We start from the raw sequence: 19365 nt of genomic DNA, 5'->3' as shown, positions 1-19365 counted from the left end.
GCTCAATTACGTAGTCGTCCGAATTAGTTAAATGCAGCTCGACGCGACAGGCCGTGGTCGACCCGAAGCGGACCGACATTAACGCCGAAAGCGGACATTGAAGTTAGCTTTCCGCGACTTGCTTGCCCTCGATATTCGGCCACACCAACACCTCAAATTGATCAGGCGGAACGGGCTCGGAATACAAAAAACCCTGGGCAAAATCACAACCCACGGCGATGAGAAAATCACGTTGCTCTGTCGTCTCCACCCCCTCGGCAATGACTTTTAATCCCAGTTTGTGAGCTAGCATGACCATTGCCTCGCAAAGCGACTGATTGCCGCCGTCAAAGCCGAGGTTTTGTACGAATGAACGGTCAATCTTGAGGTAATCGATGTCAAAGCGCTTGAGATAGGCCAGGGACGAGTAACCAGTCCCGAAGTCGTCGATCGAGATCCGAATCCCCGCATCACGGAAGGTCAGCAGTTTTTCGTTCAATTCGGCGTCCAGTAACAGCCCCTCGGTTATTTCAACCGCAATACTCTGCCCGGGCATCCCTTCCCGAATGAGATATTCGGACCATTGAATACAAACGAGGCTGTCTTGACGAATCTGCACCGGTGACATGTTGACGCTGATCTGGAAAGACGGATGGAATCGGCTGCGCCATTGCCGTGCCTGATGAACGGCCTGCTTGAACACCCAATCGCCGATGGGAACGATTAGCCCCGTGTCTTCGGCCAATGGAATGAAATTCAGCGGGCTGATCGTGCCGCGTTCGGGGTGCAGCCAGCGGATCAGTGCCTCGGCTTTGTAAATTTCCCTAGTCGCCAGGTCAACGATGGGCTGGTAATAGACCTGGAACTGTTCGCCATGCAGGGCGGCACGTAGATCGCTCGTGAGACGCAGGCGCGTTTCTGCGGCCACTTGCAAGTCGGGCGTGAAGTAGCTGAAACGGTTACGCCCAGCGTTTTTGGCCGCATACATGGCCTGGTCAGCATTCTTGAAAAGGACATCAAGTTCGCTGGCGTCGTCGGGGTAAAGTGTGACGCCGACGCTGGCAGAAATGAAAACCTCATCGGAGCCGAGTTTGAAGGGTTCGGCCAGCTTGTTGATGATAGTCTTTGCGATCCGTTCAATGCTTTCGGTGTCATTCAGGTTGGGCAGAATGACGGTGAACTCGTCACCACCAAGTCGAGCGACAGTGTCCGATTCGCGCACGCACGACGTGATGCGCCTGGCGGCCTCGATCAGCAGGATGTCCCCTGTGTCGTGTCCCAAGGAGTCGTTGACCTCTTTAAAGCGATCCAGGTCGATCAGCATCAAGGCCATATGCTGCCCGGAGCGATGCGATATTCTGGCTTCATGCTCGAGACGGTCTTGAAACATCTGGCGATTCGGAAGATGGGTCAGCGCATCGAAATTGGCTTGTTTCCAGATTGTCGCCTCAAATGCTATCCGGTCCGACAAATCACGACCGACAGCCAGCACCGAGTTCACCTTGCCCGACCGGTCAATCTCTGGAGTCAGGCGGATATGGGTGCACTGTTCCTGACCATCCTTACTGACCCATCTCAGCTCAAATTGCGCACTTTTCCCGCTTGAAATGGTTTCGCTTATCTTCTTCTCGTAGATCAGCGCATTAGGGCCGCCGGGGATCTCCGAGGGCCGCTTGCCGAGCGATTCGCCGAGGCTGCACTCCGCCAAGGCACAGAAAGCGGGATTGGCGTAAATGCGGCGGAGGTCTTGGTCGTAGCGGGTAATCGTGTCCGGCGAGTTCTCAATCAACGTTCGCGACTCCTGCTCCCTGGTGACGAGTTCCGCCGTTCGCTCGATGACGGTCTGCTCAAGGGAGGCGTTGACCTCGTTGATCTTCTGGATCTTCTGCTTGATCGCCGCACTCATTCTTTCAAAACGCTGCGCCAGTCTGCCTAGTTCATCCTTACCGCCAGCATCAGTGCGCGCTTCCGCAAGCGCCTCCGTCTCGGCTCCCGCATCGTTGCCTGTATCGTGCATCTTTCGCACCAGTTCTTTAAGCGGTGCCGAAATGCTGTGGGAAATGAAGTAGGCCAGGAAGATCGAAAGCAAGAATCCCGAGATGCCAACCAGTACGATCTGGTTGCGCACGGACTGTGCCTCTGCCGTCAACTTCTTTTCCGGGATTGTGCTGACCACAAACCATGTCGTGCCAGGAATTCTTGTGTACGCGGCAAGGTAGCGCCTCCCGCGCTTGCCCTCGAAGTCGACGAAACCACTCGGCTCGCCGCGTGGCTCGTTGTTCGCGATTTTTTTTATCGGGCCAGGTTCGGCCGTCCCATCGGTGTCCGTGGGTGTGCCGTCGGCACGGACAATCAGCTTGTTGTTGCTGGAATCGAGAACGTAGATTTCCGTTCCGGTCCCCAAGGCGACGTCATTAAAAATCGTCGAGAAATGTTCGGGGCGAATAACCAGAACCAGATTGCCGATCTGGTGATTGTTGCTTTTGCCGATGATGGCACGCACCATCCCGATGTTTTGTTGTCCAACGCCGTTGTCGTAACTGCCCCAGTAAGGGCGGCCATTCCGATCGGGAGCCTGCTTGACCAGGCGCATCACACCCCGAGTCAGTTGCGCGAACGCCTGGGTGTCCATGATTCGGTTGTTGCTGTCCAGCAGATATTTCTGGTTGATGAAATCAACCGATCCGTAGTGCTCCAGGAGCAGCCGGGTCATATCCTGGCGCGCCTCGCTCTGCTCCTTTGCACTGCCGTTTGCAACCCTTGTAAGCGCGCCTTGAACTCGATCAGAGAGCACAACGAGGCTGCTTTCCGTCTCGACCTGTTCCATCCGCAACAAGATGTTTTTGGATACCTGCTTGACTACCTCTTTCGAGAATATCTCCGCGTTCTCCTTGATCGCTGCGGTCGACTCTACATACGATATATAACCCGAAATAAGTATCGGTATCAGCGAAAGCAGTATGAACGCGGTGATCAGCCGGTAACGAATTTCGACACGGCGCAATAGATCCAGCGAGAAGTACGCGAAAGCGCTTCGCAGCGAACCGATGATTGAGCTCATTTGTATTGCATCTTTGCTTCATTCTTGACAGACTCGTCCAGGAGTTTTGCTGCCTGTCTGGGCGTGATCTTCTTGAACAGCACATCCTGCATCAATTGATGCAGCCGCTCGATCGAGTTGGAGGGTAGAACTGAATAGTACGGGCTGGCGGTCAGCGGATAGCGACTGACCATGTTCGTGTAGTTGACAATCTTCTGATCGCTCACGATCATTCCCGGGACTTGCTTGAACGGGGGGATGTTCTGGCGTTTTCTTTGGAGAATGGAGAACCCCTTCCCGGCGATGAATTCGAGGAAACGCATCGCTGCGGCCTTGTTGGGAGTCTCACACACCGCAAACCCAGTTTCGCTGCCGATCACAGGCACCACCCGCTTGTCAGGCGCGTTCCAGGGCGGAATAAACACGCCAACCTCGAAGGGGTTGCCGCGCAGCATAAGGCCGGCCGCCCAACTGCCGTGAAAAGCCATCGCAACTTTGCCTTCCTTGAACAACCGTATGCCTTCATCGTAATCCGTCGCCATGAATGCCTCTTGTACGTAACCACGTTCTGCCATCAGCAGAATCCTGGCAAAAATATCGGCTACCTCAGGCGTGTTCAAATCCAGCGTGCCATCACCGATTTTTCTCTTCCAAGCCGGCTCGCGTGCCACCACATTGTTGGCGAAACCGGAAGCGAAGGGACCGTTGCCGAGCATGTTCGGGAAGCCACCGTTCCACATAATGGGTGTAAATCCCGCACGTTTGAGCTGCTCGCAAACCATCAGGAACTCGTGAAAATTGGTCGGCAGTTCCTTGATCCCTGCCTTCGCGAACATGTCCTGGTTGTAATAGATCAGCGTCGTAGCCACTCCACCGGATACTCCAAAACTCCCGGATTGGCGACTGGTCCAGTCCCTCTTGAGAGGGTCGAGCATGTTCTTCCATGCTGATGTCTTGCTAACGTCGGCCAGAATGCCTTGATCGGCCAATTCAGCCGCATACGCATTCGGGTTGACACTCACCAAATCCGGTAAGTTGCCAGAGGCGATCCGGGGCTTGATATTTTCTTCGACCGAATTGCCAATCATGAACTGCACATTCACGCGTATGTCTGGATTGAGCTTGCTGAATTCAGCAGCAATCTGGAACATCTCTTCCGGCCAGTCTGGAGCCCATATCAACGCAGTAATGGTGGTCCCGGTCGGCACGGGTGTGCTCGAAGAAGCGTGGTCTTGCTGTTGACAACCGCACAAGGACAAAAGAATGAGACTGACCAGACCAGCTAGCAGGGAGGCAAACTCAATTCGTCGCACTTGAGGTTCACTTTTCGGTTTCGGGATGGATCGGCCAAGCCTCAGAAGGCATTTTTGACGCACCAGGAAGCGAACCGTTGGAACTAGCATCGCGGGAGAGCCGATGGCATAAGCATGGTGGCGTCGCTGTCACGGTAAATTGCAACGGAGTCCAGGATGCCGCTGCCCCCAGCGTGAACCGGCTTACCGTCGCCACTACTGCTATCGGCAGACGCCCCGAACAGACAATGGCCGACACCTGCTGGCCGGCTGCCGCGCAGGGCTCCCTCGCAGCCTTCTTTAGCCCCGACATCATCAACCGGGAGCGAAATTGTGTCGTCCAATACGTCGACTCGATCGGTCTGAACCTCGAGTACGGACAACCAGGCGCCGCAGTATCTCTGCCGGCAAGTCAGGTAAACTAACGACACAACACGGGATTGATCTCGACGGACAATCGCCACCGGTTCCACGCGTTGCCGTGTTGGGCCGGCAACGGAAATCGCGTCGTCGCCGGTCAGCCAGAGAACACTGGCATAGGCCAAAAGCCTGGCGCTGTCGCGACCGACAGGTCTCGCATGCGGAAACATAGCGTCCGACAGCTGCGCGGCCGTCGTTACTAGGCCCTTCGCGCTGCCCTTCGAAATCGTGTCATCGACGAACCCAACGCTATCGGCAACTGATTCTTTACAAAACAGGGCCTGCATATACAACGTAAATACGCAGCCAATCCACATCGGGAAGCGCTTACGACGGCTGGGACGCGTATGTTTGGCCATGGCGGCGGATGAGGCAAATTAAACGGGGCGGTGCCTACACTGCATATCGACAACAGACGCAAATACTTTAGCTAGGGCAAACCTGAATTTCCCCGCCCTGACGAGTAGTTGCCGGCGCAGATACGCGTCCGCGAGTCCGTTGTAATTTCCATGCGGCGGCCATGCACTTGATGGCAACGCGCCGACGACACGTGGCGGCGGGTCGCGGTTTATACGTCAGATCGTCGATCGACGCGCTTTCTTCTCGCATCTCAGGCGCACAGCCGGGCGAAAATTGTCAACGATTCAAGACGCCCGGTCGAATGTCTGCTCTTGGCCGAGGGTGTGTCAAAACACAAAAGTTGAAGGTTTCGAGGGGTCACTTTACCCTTCCCGACACGCCACCAAGCCGTTGTAAGCCCTTCTCGAAAGCCGACTTTTTGAACGAGAGGCGTGAGCCTGAGTTTTGACACACCCTCGGCCGGGTGCTGCCGTACATAGAGAACAGCGGCCGATACGCGCCGTTAGCGCGAACTGCTCGTAGTCGGACGTGGGAATTCCGTAGCCCCTGGTCAGAAAATGGGTGGGAGAAAATGAGTTCGCACAAGCGGGGATTATTGTGAGCTACTGACAGTTTTCGACCCAGACGAACAACACCGGGAAATGTGAAACCGTACACCGCGGCCGCGGCCGCGTACTGCAGGAAAACGCGCGAGAGCGCCGCAGCAGGCGTTTGACGCATCGACGAGGGGCCTGTTGCGTCACGACCCAAGTCATCGCACGGCCGGTGGTTCCGCGTCGGTCGGGACGCCGGCCAGGTACCGGAACAGTGCCAGCGCCCGGTTCGCCGTAGAGGCCTCGTGCCCGCTCGCAATGAAACTGCTGGCTTGCCGGTCGATGCGCGCGAGAATATACAGGCCCCATACGTCGTTCGCATGGCGCTGTGCGAACACCACCGTCTGCAGCGCAGCCGGCTGAAACAGTGTCAGTCCGAAGGCACGGACCGGCGACACATTTTCCTCGGCCAGCGCCATCCGCTGCGGGCTGTGCTCCAGCACCCGCATCCGGTACACCAGGGGGCCGGAGCGGCTGTCGCGCACCCAGAAGTACAAGGTTCGACCGGCTTGCAGTTCAGACGGACGGAAATCACCCCGCCGGTCCCCGCCCTCGGCGGGTCCGGCCAGCGCTGCGGCATCCAGGAACAAGGGACGCCACGTCTTGTCGGTTGTGGACCAGTAGCGCATGCTGCGCAGGGTGGAGACCGCCCCGGCACGTGCCAACAGCGTCTCGGGACCGCCAGCGACGTGGACCAGCCCTGCGACCGCGACGACAACCCGGGAGCGGGACGCGGCAGGCCATCCGGTACACGAGGACGGCCGCCACACACTCGCATCGAGCTCCTCGGCGCCCAGGATCGCCATTGCTGGTTGCACGCCCAGCGACGCGTAGGCCGGCACCGGCGGTGTCCCGCACGGCGGCGTTGGCAACGGGGTTGCCACGGCGAAGCCGGCGGCAGCCGCCAGTGGCGCGCAGCGGGCGGCTGCCTTCAGGCAATACGAACCGCGAGGACGCGCAACGTTCATCTGGGCTTGCCTCCCAGCAGCGGCTCGGTCAGGAACTTGACGACGTAAATCGATGCGGCTCCGATGTTGAAATACCTCAGCGCGACGTAGCGGCGCATCAAGGGGCGAAAGATCCCAAAGCCTACATCCGAGATCGCCCCGGCAAGTCGTTCGTTCGCCGGCATCCCTTTGACGTTCAGGTCCTCGATAACCACCGCTTGGTTCTCGCGGCAGAGCCGAGTCGTGAGCTTGTGCATGAAATCCGCTCTGACGTGCGCGATGCGTGGGCAGCCTTGCCAAGGATACAGCTGTCTTCATCTATTGACGACGGCGAAAACGATTCCTCGCTCGCCTGTCTGCAGTGGTCGAACGTGACGCCTCGTTGCGGGTCGACAGGCCTTGTAAAGCGGACGGGAAGCTATAGTGCCTTCTCCCGCCCACAAGATAAAGTTGAAGTTTCTTATCGTGTGCATTAGCGATCGTGCATGGATCGGTGTGAAAGCAGCAGCATTGCCTTGTCACCCTTGATGGACATACCGTTCCCAAGTGCATTTACTATGTTATGCCAAGTATCGTCAACGTGATGTAATCGATAATCAAAAAGTACGTTCTGGAAATACCATCCTTGCACTAATCGCTCAACGCCTTTAACCACGCGGGTTTCGACGCCCGATCATCACTGCGGATTCGCTACAACCCGGCTCCCCTCTCCATCCCTTACGCGCTATCGGCTAGAGTTCCACCTGTGAAGCAGGTCCTATTGGAGAAGACATGCGCGACAACCTGATTCCCGTCATCGTGGGCCGAAAATGGCAAATTGCTAAGGGGTACCATGCCGTTGAACTTCGAACAATGTCCAAATCGGCGCTTCCGCCGTTTAACGATGGGTCGTGCGTCACTCTCTTTCTGAATAGCGCTGGCGACAAGCAAAGAATCTATCCTTTGCTCGGTGTTTCATCCCTGTCCGATGGTTACGTGGTAGGCATGAGACAAGAAGGTGATGGCAGAACGGATAGTCTGCTATCCAAGTTTCCGTTGAATGAACGAGACGAAGTGTATGTCGGCACCCCCAAAAGCCCGCCGACAATTTTGGACGATCGTGCGCGATCTATCCTTTTTGCTGGCGGAATAGGCGCAGCATCGATCGCGGGAATCGCGAAGCGGCTTGCATCGGCGGGTCAAAGGTTCGAGGTGCACAACTTCGCCCGATCGGCCGACCGCGCAGTTCTTCGAGAAGAATTTGACGCGCTTCGAAGTCACGGTGAGGTCTATCACCATTTCGGCCTGTCCGATGATCTATTCGTGCAGAAGAGTTCCCACGCAATGAGTCCAACTCATGCCAACACACAGATTTACTGCAGCGGCCCCCCTGCTTTCATGGATCTCATAGAGCGCCAAGCCCGCGAATGGGTGTATGCAGCGAACGTTCATAAAATCGCCCTTGGCGACCAAAAGGCATGGTCAGCGGCAGTGTGACGGCACGGTAACTGAGGCGCGCTTTCCGCAGCTGATGCACAATCGCTCGTCGGTCCCGCCCGCTCACGCCTATCTGGGGCTGTGGAATACTCGTGAGCCGCTTGGACGGTTCTAGAACCGTGGGTTGACGTCATGCGCATCTGACCGGTGGCGACCCACCTCCGCCGTTCGCCTCTCCGTCAACTCAACGGCAGCTTGTTGAGAACAACGGACACAGCCCCACGAACTGTGCGACAAGTGCTCGGCCATACCGGCCGTTCAAGTCTTTCCAAGAGTGGCCAGTCGGTAATGTCCCTTCGAGGCGGAAAATCGAGTCGACCGATCACACTATCCGAACCGGCACTTCGTGGATAGCGTTGTTGCCGTAGCCCAGCCGGTTCCATTCGGCGCGCTCGGGCTGAGTGCGGCCGGCAAGATCGGTGGCCCGGGCACGCAAGGTGACGACGCCCGGCGCATGGGCCCGGGTGATCAGCTCCCACCACTGCCAGCTGTGACGCTTGCGCTCGCTGACGAGATGCGCCCCCTGCCAGCCTCCGCCGCCCACGCTTATCTCCACGCGCGCAATCTGAGCGGCGCCGGACCAGGCTACGCCGCGGATGGCCAGTTCACCGCACCGGACCTCCTGCTCAGGCGCCGGCTCGGTGATCAAGGCCCGCACCCGCTGCAGCGTGACCGGTTCGCGGACGGCCGCGCCATCGCGTTCCCATTCATACCAATACTTGGCGGCCTGGTAATGCCCGGCGAACGGCCGGTCGATGAGCTCGATTTCAGTCAGCCATTTGACCGACGCCACGGCATACCAGCCCGGGACGACGAGGCGCACGGGGTAGCCGTGCTGAATGGGCAGCGGCTCGCCGTTCATCGCATAGGCCAGCAGCACGTCAGGATCGCGGGCATGACCAAGCTGGAGACTGCGCTCGAAGCGCAACGGTCCTGAGTGGCCCTCCACGGTTCCGCCGTCCGCCCCCCGGAACAACACCTCCGTCGCGCCCGTCCGCACGCCAGCCCGGTCCAGCACTTCCGTCAGCGACACGCCGGTCCACTCTGCGGTGCTGACGGCCCCCAGGTCCCATTTCTCGCCCTCGATGGGCGGGTCAAACTTCATGCGGCCGTTTCCGGCGCACTCGAGGGTGACGATGAGTGTCTGCGACGGCATGTTGCGGAGGTCGCGCAAGCCAAGGCTCAGCGGTCGTTCTACGAGGCCGCCAACGGCGAGCCGAAAGGCGGCCGGGTCGAGGTCGGGGATCTGGAAGTGATTGCGGACATAAAAGTGGGCGTTCGGCATGACCACGCCGCCGATCAGCGCAGGAATCGAAGTCTCACAGTTGAGCGGATGCGCGCGATGGACCACCAGGCCGGCTTCAATAGCCTTCTGGCAGGCCTCTTCGGGATCCAGCGCCGGCACGAGTTCGCTCACGGGCAGCGCTGCGCCGCAGCCGCCGCTGGCGACTACGCGTGCGCATGTCGAGGCGGGGTAGATGTCCAGGCTGCCGACCATCTGGAACGGCTTCATGAACTCGCGCAGGCGGCCCTCATCCTCAGCTTCCACGATGAGGTACAAGGTGTGCTCACCCCGCACGACGGCCTCGCCCCGGATCTCCACCCCGTGCCGCGCGACGTTTGGGCGGCTCAGGTGATTCAATAGCATGGCCCCCATATAGGGATCCTGAGCGGGGCAGCGCTCGGCAGCGTGCTGATGCCGCACAACGAACAGAGCCATGGCGGCTTCCCGGGACGTCGGTTCGATCAGCTTACTGCGGGTCGGTGGTCAAAGTCGAGCTCAGAAAAGATCGAACGCAGATGGTCCGGTTTATGGAACGGCGCTGCAGAGCCTCCAGCCGCGCCCCCGGAAATCGATCGCGCCAGTGGCTGGTGAAGCGGCTCCGTCAGCCCGTCGCGTTCGGCACCGTCCGCGCCGCGTTCCGGCGGCTGCTTCCTGGAGCTGGCCGAGCGGCCGCGCTCGGCCAAATTGCAGCCATCAAGCGTGGAGTAATGGGCAATAAATGCGCCGCAGCACGGTGACGCGCAGCATGCCCGGTAGAGGCAAGTCTGCTCATGACGCGAGCGACTATACTTCACTGCAGATGGTCAATCCACGGCCTGCAGCCAGTCGCGCAGGAGAACAGATCGCAGCCCAAAGCCGTCGGGTCTCGCGATCGTCCTATTCGCGAAATTTTTTGCAGTTGTGTCGGGGATTCCTCAGCGTTCCGAGGAGCATGGTATGAATTCTCAGGCTAAGCCGAATTGGCGCGATCACGGCGTCAAGATCGTTCCGGGTTCCCGCCTCGATATGAATACGCCCCAAACGTCTGGCATGACGAGAGCAGCTGCAATCACTCACGCCCGGGCGGGCGCCAGCAAACTTTGGGCCGGTACGGTCACCATCGACGCCGACGCCAAAACGGGCGCCCACCATCATGGTGAACTGGAAAGCGTCATCTACGTTGTGCGCGGCAGGGCACGTATGCGATGGGGTGAACATCTCGAGTTCGCCGCAGAGGCAGGGCCTGGCGATTTCATTTATGTGCCCCCGTTCGTACCCCATCAAGAGATCAATGCGAGCAAGACCGAGGTGCTCAGTTGCGTTGTGGTCCGTAGCGATCAAGAGCCGATAGTCGTTAACCTGGATATCGAGCCCGCCGAGCCGCCGGAAGATGTCTATTGGGTTGATCCGATTCATCCGCATCCGTAAGTGCGGCTACCGGTTTCCGCGGTCAGCTCCGGAATGGCCTTTCGGGACCCTCCGAAGGTGACGACGATCAAATGACCGTCGGTCAAGCGATCAGCGCTGTGCATAAGCGGAGCCTGGACGCTGTAAGCAGCTCCCCAAAGCTATGGCTAACCGCGTAAGCCATTCATTCAACGTCGGGAACGAGCTGTAGACAGTTGCAACCCGGCCATTCGCGGATTGAACCGGCGAAGACACGGCTCACCGTTGCGGTATCCGACGGGAGACCACACGAACAGCGAAATCTCTCTCAGATGTCAGGCCCACTCTCAGCCTCAAAGGCGCCGCGCTGCGCCTCTTCGGCGAAATCGAAATTGCCGAGAGGCGGCTCAGTGTCGCGAGCACGCGGCGCAATTCAGCGCGGTCGAGATCTACGCTGATCGATCTCGCCAGAAGCCGCATCGCCGCTGAAACAACCACGTGCCCCCGGTACGATCTGCGCATAATTGCGACGTGCGCATAGGGATCGAAAGTGACGCTCCGAAAACTGAAGCGGACGCTGATGTAGATGGCGTCAAGGAGGGTGGCCGGTCGCTATTGCTGAAACGTGAATGGCGGGTATGGCCGAGGGTCACGATCGGCGCGTGAAGGTCCGTTGCCTTGGCAAAAAGCCGACGTTCGAATGTCCGGGCGAGAGCGCGGGCCAAAGGCCGTAGTTGGCCGGTTGCTGCCTAACGCAGGGTCGTAGTCAATCGGCGCGTTCACCAACCGGACCGATCAGCGCCTGCTGTTCCATGGAGAAGCGATCGTTGATGGCGGCTCAGGCACTGCGCTTTGAAACACCGCCCGCAACCATGTTGACCTCAGCCTGGGGCAATCTCACACCCGTCTGGGCGCAGCAACAAGGTGCGCCCGCAAGGTCCAGCAGGGCAAGCGCCACAATCAGGCGCTCATCGCCCTCGCCACAAGACGCTGCGACGTGCTGTTCGCCATGCTGCGCGACGGCACTTTCTACCAACCGAAATCCGCCCCTAATGCTTGACGAAACACATAGGGGCACGCCTGCATCAGCTTCTTCGCCTGCCGATAGTTGGGTTAGCGCTTGCCTCAGTTGCGCCGCACAAGACCGCTCCCCCGAGTGCGGCGACAAGACCTGTCGGTAACAAAATCTTCATGCAATTTTTCCCGGCGCGACCTATGTTGAGAAAGCCCACTCCACGTGGCAGTTTTCATAGCCGGAAATTGGCGCTGTCGGTGCGGCAGGGTAATGACATTGCCGACCGGCCAGGGACTGGCTGACCATTTGTGACGGAGTCGTGGCCGACGCGCTGGCGAACCAGCGCTGTCGGCCTGTGGCAGTTGAAGCGGCAGAGTATGGCGAGCAAAGAATGGCGGAAACAAGGCACGCCGACGATCTCCTGGCTGACGCCCGGGCAGGCGGGACCGATGTCGCCCCCGCCGTTTTCCAGCCGCCACACGCAACCGGTTCTGCTGTCGCAGGCCGCATACGGATACTGGAGACTTCCATGCGCCGCAGCAAGCCTGTTGCAGTTCTGATCGGTACCACACTTTTTGCAGCGATGGCCGCGAGCACAGCCAGTCGGGCGGCACCCGTACTGGTCTCCGGCCCGAGCCCCTTTGCCACCTGCACCATCGGCGGACCCGGCACGAACTACGTGAATGCCGAAGTCGAGCCGTGGGTGGCGGTCAACCCGGGTAATCAGTCGAACATCATCGGTGTATGGCAGCAGGATCGCTGGTCGAACGGCGGCGCGCACGGTCTGGTTGCGGGCGCCTCCTTCGATGGCGGCGCGCATTGGACAGAGACGCCCCTGCCCTTCAGCGCCTGCGCCAACGGACTCGGATACGAGCGCGCCTCCGACCCATGGGTGTCCATCGGACCGGACGGTACTGCCTATACCGTGTCGATCTCCTTCAACCAGTCCAGCAACAGCAATTCGGTGGCCGCCGCGGTCTCCAGGGACGGCGGCCTGACCTGGGGGAATCTGAGCGTCATCATCGCCGACAACGAGCCCACGACGCAGTTCTTCAACGACAAGGAATCGGTGACGGCAAATCCGATCAGGAACGGTGTTGCCTATACGGTATGGGACCGGCTCGAGTCACCAAACGGCAATCCGTATGCCGATCGGCACACAGCCGCGTTCCGCGGACCGGCGTTTTTCTCGAAGACCGTCAACGGCGGTCTGACCTGGAGCTCGCCCAGCATCATCGTGCCGACCCCGTCACGGCAGCAGACGATCGGTAACCAGATCGTGGTCGACTCGCAGAACGGGACGCTTTACGACTTCTTCAACCTGATCACCCCGCCGTTCAACGTAACGGCCTCCAAGGTTGCGTTCATCAAATCGACTGACGATGGCGCCACATGGACCAAGCCGCAAATCATCGCCGATCTGCGCACCGTAGGGGTAAAGGACCCCAACACCGGTGAACCGTTGCGCACGGGCGACATCATCCCCGAGCCGGCGATCGACCCGGCAACCGGGCAGCTCTATGTGGTCTGGCAGGATTCGCGCTTCAACGGCGGCCACTTCGACGAGGTCGCGTTGTCGACGTCCACCAACGGCGGCCGGACCTGGAGCGCGCCGATACGGGTCAACACCCCCACAGGGCGGCCGGCGTTCAATCCGTCGGTGCGGGTCAATTCGTCGGGCGTCGTGGGCGTCACATACGACGACTTCCGCGACCTGGCGGACGGCAATACGACGACGCTGCCGACGAACTACTGGCGCACGGAGTCGAGCAACGGGGGGCAGAGCTTCGGCAACGAACTGCATATTGCTGGCCCGTTCGACATGAAGACGGCACCGATCGCGAGGGGCTTCTTCATCGGAGACTACCAGGGACTCGACGTGAGGGTGGGCGCGCTCCCATTTGTGCCGTTCTTCATTCAAACCACGGAAAATCCGGCCAATCGCACGGACGTATTTGTTTCACCTACTCCGTAACACGCGCGCGTCCGGCCGGCTGTCCCGGCCGGACGTTCTCCCGTCCCGCATGGTTACCGCTTCAAAGATGTACAGCACCGACGTGTTGTCGCGTTTTGTGAGCCAGCAACAAACCCCGTTCAGCCATCATCTCGACAAGATCGCCGCAGGCTGAGCAGCTCGAGGGCCTCGATATCATGATGGCTCGCAGCTGCGCACATCAGTCGGGCGATCAGCAGGTTGTAGTGGGAGGTAGTTATCGCAATAGCAGTGAGACCGCTTCTCGACCCGGGGCCATCGCATTCGAGAACGACCGTTGTCGGAGACATGACTGGCGCTTCACGACCCACTCCGGCCAGTCAATCCTCTCCGGAGCAGCCGTTCAAAGTTTGACATGAGTCGCTTGCGCGGCTTGTCCGCGACTCGCCGCTCGATGAAGAAGAAAACGGATTGCCGTACGTTGGACCGGCGAGCGGCGTGGTATTGCTCGTTCCCGGAGAGCGCTGCCGGGTTCAAGACAAGCCATCAGCAGCCCGTTACGAGATCGCCGAATTCCCAATCCGCTCTGTGGGATCTTCCTGATCAACGTACAAAGGCCGGTCTGGACGAACCTGGCAAGAAGTGTGCGTGAGGAGCAGCCGGTGAGGCCGGTTACATACGTCCCAATCCGCCCGCTGAACTCACGCGCTGCCAGTCGCAAGGCGAAGTTACTTCAGGTGAATGAGGACTGATCCCTCCGATACTTCCGGCGCGGCCGCGCCCGTGTTTCCGGCGTTTTTCGCGATCCAGTCCTTCGCCTTTTGCACGCTTTCATCGATGCCGGCCTTGTCCTGGCAAACAGTCACCGAGAATCCGCCATCGCCGCTGCGTGCGAGGGTGTAGCCGACAAAGCCTTTGACCGAACGCAGCAGTTCTTCGACGTCAGCCGTTCGCTTCTCCAACAGATCGAATAACTCCTTTGCACCCTTTCCGGAATATCTCCTTATAACAGTTTGCATGATTGGATCCTCCTGTTTGATGGACCAACGAGACAAGCACGCCGCACAAGCAATGTCTGCAGCTTCTAGCTGCTCTTTCCGACAGCGTGTAGTGCGTGCAACTAATTGAGAAGGCCGCCCACCTAATATCCGCGACCCTTACGAAGTGTAGTAACTGTGCCGTCGTAGTAAACCTGGGAAGCGATGCAAAATCCTGGTGCCTTCAGCCAACGTCCGCAAATGGCCGACGTCTGCCCGATGCGGTCGGCCATAGTCGACCGATTTTGTTTGAAAAACTCTCCGAGAATCTACGGGCCTGTCACGGCGAAATGTCGCTGCTGTATGGGCGCGTAATGATCTCGAGATTGTGGCCGCTCGGGTCCTGGAAGTAGACGCCTCGGCCGCCGTCGCTCATATTGATTTCGCCCGGCCGGCGATGAACGGGATCGGCCCAGTACGGCAACCCGCGACGCTGGATGCGGCCCAGAATTTCGTCGAATGCCGGTTCGCCCACTAGAAACGCGAAGTGCTGCGACTCAACCTCACGACCGGCCCCGTAAAAGTCGAGCGTGACGTCGTTACCGAGTCGCACTGCAAGGAACGAGCCGAACGGAGTCGCGTCGGGAAGGCCGAAGATCTCCGTGAAGAATTTCGCCGCGGCGTCCCGGTCGCGCGAGTGCACGATGGTGTGATTCAGCATGATGCTCATGTCCGCGATCCTCCTTGCGCCGGCTATCCGGCGGGACAGGATCAGCATTGCACGTTTCGACTTCGAGCACCAGCCAACGAACTACGCGGCTCCGATCGGCTTCAGCATGTTGCTTTGCGGGAAACGTGAGCCGGCACGGAAACGCCAACGCAAATCGCGTCACGCCTTCGCTGCTGTTTGCGCGCCAGGTTTCGCCGTGCAGCGACACGATGCTGCGAACGATCGATAATCACGCGACGGTTTCAACGCGAAGGACAGCCTGTCAGATCACACGCGCAACGATTCGGTCGATAATGAAGTTCCGTAGCGATCGTCAAGGCCGCCACAGGTATGAAGGAATCGCCCTATCCCGGCCGTTACTGGCACTTTCTGAACGACGGACGCATCGAGTGCGACCTGTGTCCGCGCAACTGCCGCCTGCACGCCGGACAGCGCGGCGCCTGCTTCGTGCGCCAGCGCGTCGATGACCGCATGATTCTGACCGCTTATGGCCGCTCATCGGGATTCTGCGTCGATCCGATCGAAAAGAAGCCGCTGAACCATTTCTATCCCGGCACCAGTGTGCTGTCTTTCGGTACCGCCGGCTGCAATCTGGCCTGCAAGTTCTGCCAGAACTGGGACATCAGCAAGTCGCGCGAGATGGATACGCTTGCCGATTCGGCGGCCCCGGCGGCGATTGCCGAGGCAGCCGAGGCATATGGCTGCAAAAGCGTCGCCTTCACCTATAACGACCCGGTGATCTTCGCGGAGTACGCGATGGATGTGGCCAACGCCTGCCACGCACGCGGCATCATGGCTGTAGCGGTGACCGCCGGCTACATGGGGGAAGAGGCGCGGCGCGACTTCTACGCCACCATGGACGCGGCCAATGTCGACCTGAAGGCGTTCACCGATGATTTTTATTTCAGGGTCACGGGCGCGCGCCTCGAGCCGGTTTTGGACACCCTTCGATATCTGAGGCACGAAACCGGCGTCTGGCTGGAAATCACCACGCTGCTCATTCCCGGCAAGAACGACAGCGACGCGGAAATCCGCGCCGAGGCGCAGTGGCTTGTGAAGGAACTGGGTGACGACGTGCCGCTGCACTTCACGGCATTTCATCCCGACTACAGGATGACCGATGTCCCGCCCACACCGCCCGCCACGCTCACCCGTGCGCGCACGATCGCGCTCGCGGAGGGCTTGCGATACGTCTACACGGGCAACGTGCACGACGTCGACGGCGGCACCACCTTCTGCCCCGCATGCGGCGCCGCGCTCATCGTACGCGACTGGTATCGCATCGACGACTATCGGCTCACGACCGAGGGCCATTGTCCCTCGTGCGGCACGCTAGTGGCCGGCAGGTTTGCGCGGTTCGATCGCCCCTTCGGTCCGCGGCGAATCCCCATCCGCATCGACATGTAGCGCGCGCGGTGCCATCCAGATCGCGTTCGACAGAGGAGTGAAACGCATGCTGACACTGGACGTCTCCGACTTGCCCGCAGGATTGGAGCGTCACGTAAGAGTTCTGGCCGGCGAAATCGGCGAACGCAATGTGTTCCGGCCTGGTGCGCTCCACGCGGCAGCCGACTATATCGAACGGCAATGGACTGCGTATGGCTGCACAGCGACGCGTCAGGAATATAGGGTACGCGGTGTCCCCTGCGCGAATATCCAAGTCGAGACCGCGGGCAGCGTTCAGCCTGACGAACTGATCGTGCTGGGCGCGCACTACGACACCGTTCGGCACAGCCCCGGAGCTGACGATAACGCCAGCGGTATCGCGGCGCTGCTCGAGATCGCCAGGATGCTCCGGACACTCTCGCCTCCGTATACCGTGCGCTGCGTCGCGTTTGTGAACGAAGAGGCGCCGTTTTTCTTCCGCGGCGACATGGGCAGCCTCAGATACGCGCGCGCCGCGCGGCTGCGTGGGGATCGCATTCGCCTGATGCTTTCGCTCGAAATGCTTGGCTACTACCGGGACGAGCCTAGCACTCAAAGGTATCCGCCTCTGCTGCGTTACTTCTATCCAGCCCAGGGCAACTTTATCGGCTTTGTGTCGAATCTACGCTCGGCGCGTCAGCTGCGATGGCTTGTCGACGCATTCGAAGCCTCGTCCAGTTTTCCGCTTGAAGCAGCGTCACTGCCGTGGTGGGTGCCGGGCGTCGCATTGAGCGACCACTCGTCTTTCTGGCGCCAGGGTTACCCCGCCGTGATGGTGACGGACACTGCTTACCTGCGCAATCCGCACTACCACACCGCGCAGGATGTCCCGACGACGCTTGATTTTCGTCGCCTGAGCGAAGTGACGCTCGGATTGGCCGCGAGCGTCGTGTCGCTGTCGCCTTGGTAGCAAGCAGCCACGAAATATGCGGCGGCGCGTAGAGCGCAGGCGCGTACGACGCACGCCAGCAGCTCGCAGTGCCGCGATGTCGGGAAGTCCGTCGACCGCCATAAGCAGATCCGCCGTCTCGCTTTCGGCAGCATGGATTACCAGACCGAACTCCAGTTGCCGCCGGAAGAAATGGTGGGCTCGATCTATCCAAGCTCAAGAATGGTCATCGCTTCCCGTGCCGCCGGTCTGTCCGCCCCTATCTCGGGTGCGACTGAAAACATCGCCGACATGGAGGTATTCGAACGCTCAACGCGCTTCGAGCGAAATCTCGGGTTCCTTGGAAAGCTATGTGTGCATCCCACACAGCTCGCCGCAGCTCGTAGGATTTTTGCTCCTTCGGCGGCTGAAATCGAGTGGGCCAAACAAGTAATCGAAGCAACGCGCGATTCACATGCGGTCATGATGGACGGACGCATGATCGATAGGCCCGTCATCGACCGAGCAAAAATAATCTTGAGTCGCGCCGGCGTGACGCCGCGCTGAGCCACTTGATTACTCCCCTTGTCGGACAGCTTCGTGCTCCAGACGCCCAGTCGAGGAAACTTCGCTTCCACCCAATGGGGTCACTGATCGGCCTATGTTGGGACGTTGCGTAAGTAGCGCAGGGCTCGTCTTCTCTTTCACAACGTTGACAGTGTTCGTCGACGTGCACATACAAGCTCGTCGTCGTTTGCGACGCATGACCGAGTTCGACCCGTTGCTGCCGGTCAACTGCCACGAGTTTAGGTCCGCTGTCCTGCCACAAACCGGACGATAAGCGACGGCGCCGGACTTTGCGCTGCAGGGAGTTCGCTCCCGGGCGAAAATTCTTCATTGAAGCGGCCGAGATGGGCAGTCGAGTCGCTCTCAGATTTCACTGGTGCGTAGCTACTACCTGTCGAGAGGCCTCTGACCTCCGCACACACGAACCCTTCCGTTAAGCCGAGGGCGCGGCGGAAAGTCAGTTGTCGTCTGATCGGACTGGCGGGCGCTCATGCGGTACCGGCTCGTCTTTATTTGCGTCCCGTGCAGATGACTCGGCCTGCTGCGCCGCAGCAGGAAGCGGCTTGTCTCGCGGCGCAGGTGGCTCGGCGGATTTTGTGGCGGGGTCTGACGACATCGCCTTCTCCCGATGACCGGGGAAAATCCCCACCACCACACTAGCAGTGAACATCCGCTGTGGCTTGCGCGCGGAACTGCTGGAGCGCCAGCCGTGCATGGGTGGCGGATGCTACGATGGCTGGAAATTGCTGCGGAGGTCTCAATGCAAAGCCCCGCTCTGTTCCACGTGCTTCTCGACCACCTCGAAGCGAACGGCACCCAGCCTATCGACATTCAGCGGTTTGTCGATCGGTGGCACCGACTTCGATCGCACGAAGCGTTTCCGTGCCCAGTCTGCTACCTCGCTGGCGAGGAGCAGCCGCTCGCAGCATTGCCGGCGCAAGGTAACTTCGAGCCATTCAAATGCCCAGGTTGTCGGACGCGGTTCGACGTACCAATCGACGGGTAACGTCACGTTTTCCGAAATGAAAGGAACAGGGCAAAACGCCGGTTTCCACGAGCGCATCGACATGAGACCAAGATCGTGCTACCCCGG

15 protein-coding genes and 1 pseudogene are annotated in these 19365 nt (G+C 59.6%); 7 read left to right on the top strand and 9 right to left on the bottom strand.

Features of this window, described 5'->3' with window-relative positions:
* Positions 1-103: 103 nt before the first annotated feature.
* From AC07WT_RS03925 to AC07WT_RS03905, 5 genes are all read right to left on the bottom strand, one after another.
* Complete coding sequence (locus AC07WT_RS03925; protein ID WP_494946119.1) at positions 104-3040, bottom strand: bifunctional diguanylate cyclase/phosphodiesterase; 2937 nt, start codon at positions 3038-3040, stop codon at positions 104-106.
* The gene (locus tag AC07WT_RS03920) at positions 3037-4227 is read right to left on the bottom strand and encodes an ABC transporter substrate-binding protein (RefSeq protein ID WP_494946118.1); all 1191 of its coding nucleotides are present in this window, start codon (positions 4225-4227) and stop codon (positions 3037-3039) included. The genes AC07WT_RS03925 and AC07WT_RS03920 overlap by 4 nt, the downstream gene beginning before the upstream one ends.
* A 188-nt stretch (positions 4228-4415) precedes the next feature.
* Positions 4416-5090 carry a hypothetical protein gene (locus tag AC07WT_RS03915; RefSeq protein ID WP_494946117.1) on the bottom strand — a complete coding sequence of 225 codons (675 nt, stop codon included), beginning with the start codon at positions 5088-5090 and terminating at the stop codon, positions 4416-4418.
* A 752-nt stretch (positions 5091-5842) separates the two neighbouring features.
* Positions 5843-6490 (bottom strand): DUF6675 family protein, encoded by a 648-nt coding sequence (locus tag AC07WT_RS03910; RefSeq protein ID WP_494946116.1) that lies wholly within the window; start codon positions 6488-6490, stop codon positions 5843-5845.
* Positions 6491-6648: 158 nt separating this feature from the next.
* The gene (locus tag AC07WT_RS03905) at positions 6649-6912 is read right to left on the bottom strand and encodes a hypothetical protein (protein ID WP_328807375.1); all 264 of its coding nucleotides are present in this window, start codon (positions 6910-6912) and stop codon (positions 6649-6651) included.
* A 490-nt stretch (positions 6913-7402) separates the two neighbouring features.
* Between AC07WT_RS03905 and AC07WT_RS03900 the strand changes: the two genes are divergently transcribed.
* Positions 7403-8107, top strand: a complete 705-nt coding sequence (locus AC07WT_RS03900) for a ferredoxin reductase domain-containing protein (RefSeq protein ID WP_492592612.1) — start codon at positions 7403-7405, stop codon at positions 8105-8107.
* A 322-nt stretch (positions 8108-8429) separates the two neighbouring features.
* On the opposite strand, the gene AC07WT_RS03895 is transcribed toward AC07WT_RS03900, so the two are convergent.
* Positions 8430-9827, bottom strand: coding sequence for a sulfite oxidase (locus AC07WT_RS03895; protein ID WP_494946115.1), 1398 nt, complete (start codon positions 9825-9827; stop codon positions 8430-8432).
* Between the two features lie 501 nt (positions 9828-10328).
* On the opposite strand from AC07WT_RS03895, the gene AC07WT_RS03890 reads away from it, so the two are divergent.
* The 3 genes and pseudogenes from AC07WT_RS03890 to AC07WT_RS03880 all read left to right on the top strand — a co-directional run bounded on the left by AC07WT_RS03890 (position 10329) and on the right by AC07WT_RS03880 (position 13747).
* Positions 10329-10799 carry a cupin domain-containing protein gene (locus tag AC07WT_RS03890; RefSeq protein ID WP_494946114.1) on the top strand — a complete coding sequence of 157 codons (471 nt, stop codon included), beginning with the start codon at positions 10329-10331 and terminating at the stop codon, positions 10797-10799.
* A gap of 889 nt (positions 10800-11688) precedes the next feature.
* Positions 11689-11817, top strand: a pseudogene (locus AC07WT_RS03885) (IS110 family transposase); the annotation flags it as partial.
* A 484-nt stretch (positions 11818-12301) separates the two neighbouring features.
* Positions 12302-13747: a sialidase family protein gene (locus tag AC07WT_RS03880; RefSeq protein ID WP_492592609.1), complete on the top strand. Its 1446-nt coding sequence runs from the start codon at positions 12302-12304 to the stop codon at positions 13745-13747.
* 686 nt (positions 13748-14433) lie between these two features.
* Here AC07WT_RS03880 and AC07WT_RS03875 read toward each other — a convergent pair.
* Both AC07WT_RS03875 and AC07WT_RS03870 read right to left on the bottom strand, forming a co-directional pair.
* Complete coding sequence (locus AC07WT_RS03875) at positions 14434-14724, bottom strand: hypothetical protein (protein ID WP_492592608.1); 291 nt, start codon at positions 14722-14724, stop codon at positions 14434-14436.
* A gap of 298 nt (positions 14725-15022) precedes the next feature.
* Positions 15023-15412 (bottom strand): VOC family protein, encoded by a 390-nt coding sequence (locus AC07WT_RS03870; protein ID WP_492592607.1) that lies wholly within the window; start codon positions 15410-15412, stop codon positions 15023-15025.
* A 330-nt stretch (positions 15413-15742) separates the two neighbouring features.
* Between AC07WT_RS03870 and amrS the strand changes: the two genes are divergently transcribed.
* The 3 genes from amrS (at position 15743) to AC07WT_RS03855 (ending at position 18272) form a co-directional block, all read left to right on the top strand.
* Complete coding sequence (amrS, locus tag AC07WT_RS03865; protein WP_492592606.1) at positions 15743-16819, top strand: AmmeMemoRadiSam system radical SAM enzyme; 1077 nt, start codon at positions 15743-15745, stop codon at positions 16817-16819.
* Positions 16820-16865: 46 nt separating this feature from the next.
* Positions 16866-17747 carry a M28 family peptidase gene (locus tag AC07WT_RS03860; RefSeq protein WP_494946113.1) on the top strand — a complete coding sequence of 294 codons (882 nt, stop codon included), beginning with the start codon at positions 16866-16868 and terminating at the stop codon, positions 17745-17747.
* Positions 17748-17879: 132 nt separating this feature from the next.
* A complete protein-coding gene (locus tag AC07WT_RS03855; RefSeq protein WP_492592604.1) occupies positions 17880-18272 on the top strand; it encodes a hypothetical protein in 393 nt (130 codons plus the stop codon).
* Positions 18273-19029: 757 nt separating this feature from the next.
* On the opposite strand, the gene AC07WT_RS03850 is transcribed toward AC07WT_RS03855, so the two are convergent.
* Positions 19030-19341: a hypothetical protein gene (locus AC07WT_RS03850; RefSeq protein WP_492592614.1), complete on the bottom strand. Its 312-nt coding sequence runs from the start codon at positions 19339-19341 to the stop codon at positions 19030-19032.
* Positions 19342-19365: the final 24 nt, after the last annotated feature.

This window comes from Paraburkholderia sp. GW821-FHT02A12 (genome assembly GCF_059422005.1).
Note: the sequence above shows the minus strand (reverse complement) of the source record. Positions and strands in the feature narration are given on the sequence as shown.

Bases quoted from the DNA above. Each gene is read 5' to 3' on its own strand.
- AC07WT_RS03925 (WP_494946119.1), bottom strand. From the start codon at position 3,040: ATGAGCTCAATCATCGGTTCGCTGCGAAGCGCTTTCGCGTACTTCTCG.
- AC07WT_RS03915 (WP_494946117.1), bottom strand. From the start codon at position 5,090: ATGGCCAAACATACGCGTCCCAGCCGTCGTAAGCGCTTCCCGATGTGG.
- AC07WT_RS03910 (WP_494946116.1), bottom strand. From the start codon at position 6,490: ATGGCGATCCTGGGCGCCGAGGAGCTCGATGCGAGTGTGTGGCGGCCG.
- AC07WT_RS03900 (WP_492592612.1), top strand. From the start codon at position 7,403: ATGCGCGACAACCTGATTCCCGTCATCGTGGGCCGAAAATGGCAAATT.
- AC07WT_RS03895 (WP_494946115.1), bottom strand. From the start codon at position 9,827: ATGGCTCTGTTCGTTGTGCGGCATCAGCACGCTGCCGAGCGCTGCCCC.
- AC07WT_RS03890 (WP_494946114.1), top strand. From the start codon at position 10,329: ATGAATTCTCAGGCTAAGCCGAATTGGCGCGATCACGGCGTCAAGATC.
- AC07WT_RS03880 (WP_492592609.1), top strand. From the start codon at position 12,302: ATGCGCCGCAGCAAGCCTGTTGCAGTTCTGATCGGTACCACACTTTTT.
- AC07WT_RS03875 (WP_492592608.1), bottom strand. From the start codon at position 14,724: ATGCAAACTGTTATAAGGAGATATTCCGGAAAGGGTGCAAAGGAGTTA.
- AC07WT_RS03870 (WP_492592607.1), bottom strand. From the start codon at position 15,412: ATGAGCATCATGCTGAATCACACCATCGTGCACTCGCGCGACCGGGAC.
- amrS (WP_492592606.1), top strand. From the start codon at position 15,743: ATGAAGGAATCGCCCTATCCCGGCCGTTACTGGCACTTTCTGAACGAC.
- AC07WT_RS03860 (WP_494946113.1), top strand. From the start codon at position 16,866: ATGCTGACACTGGACGTCTCCGACTTGCCCGCAGGATTGGAGCGTCAC.
- AC07WT_RS03855 (WP_492592604.1), top strand. From the start codon at position 17,880: ATGGATTACCAGACCGAACTCCAGTTGCCGCCGGAAGAAATGGTGGGC.
- AC07WT_RS03850 (WP_492592614.1), bottom strand. From the start codon at position 19,341: ATGTCGATGCGCTCGTGGAAACCGGCGTTTTGCCCTGTTCCTTTCATT.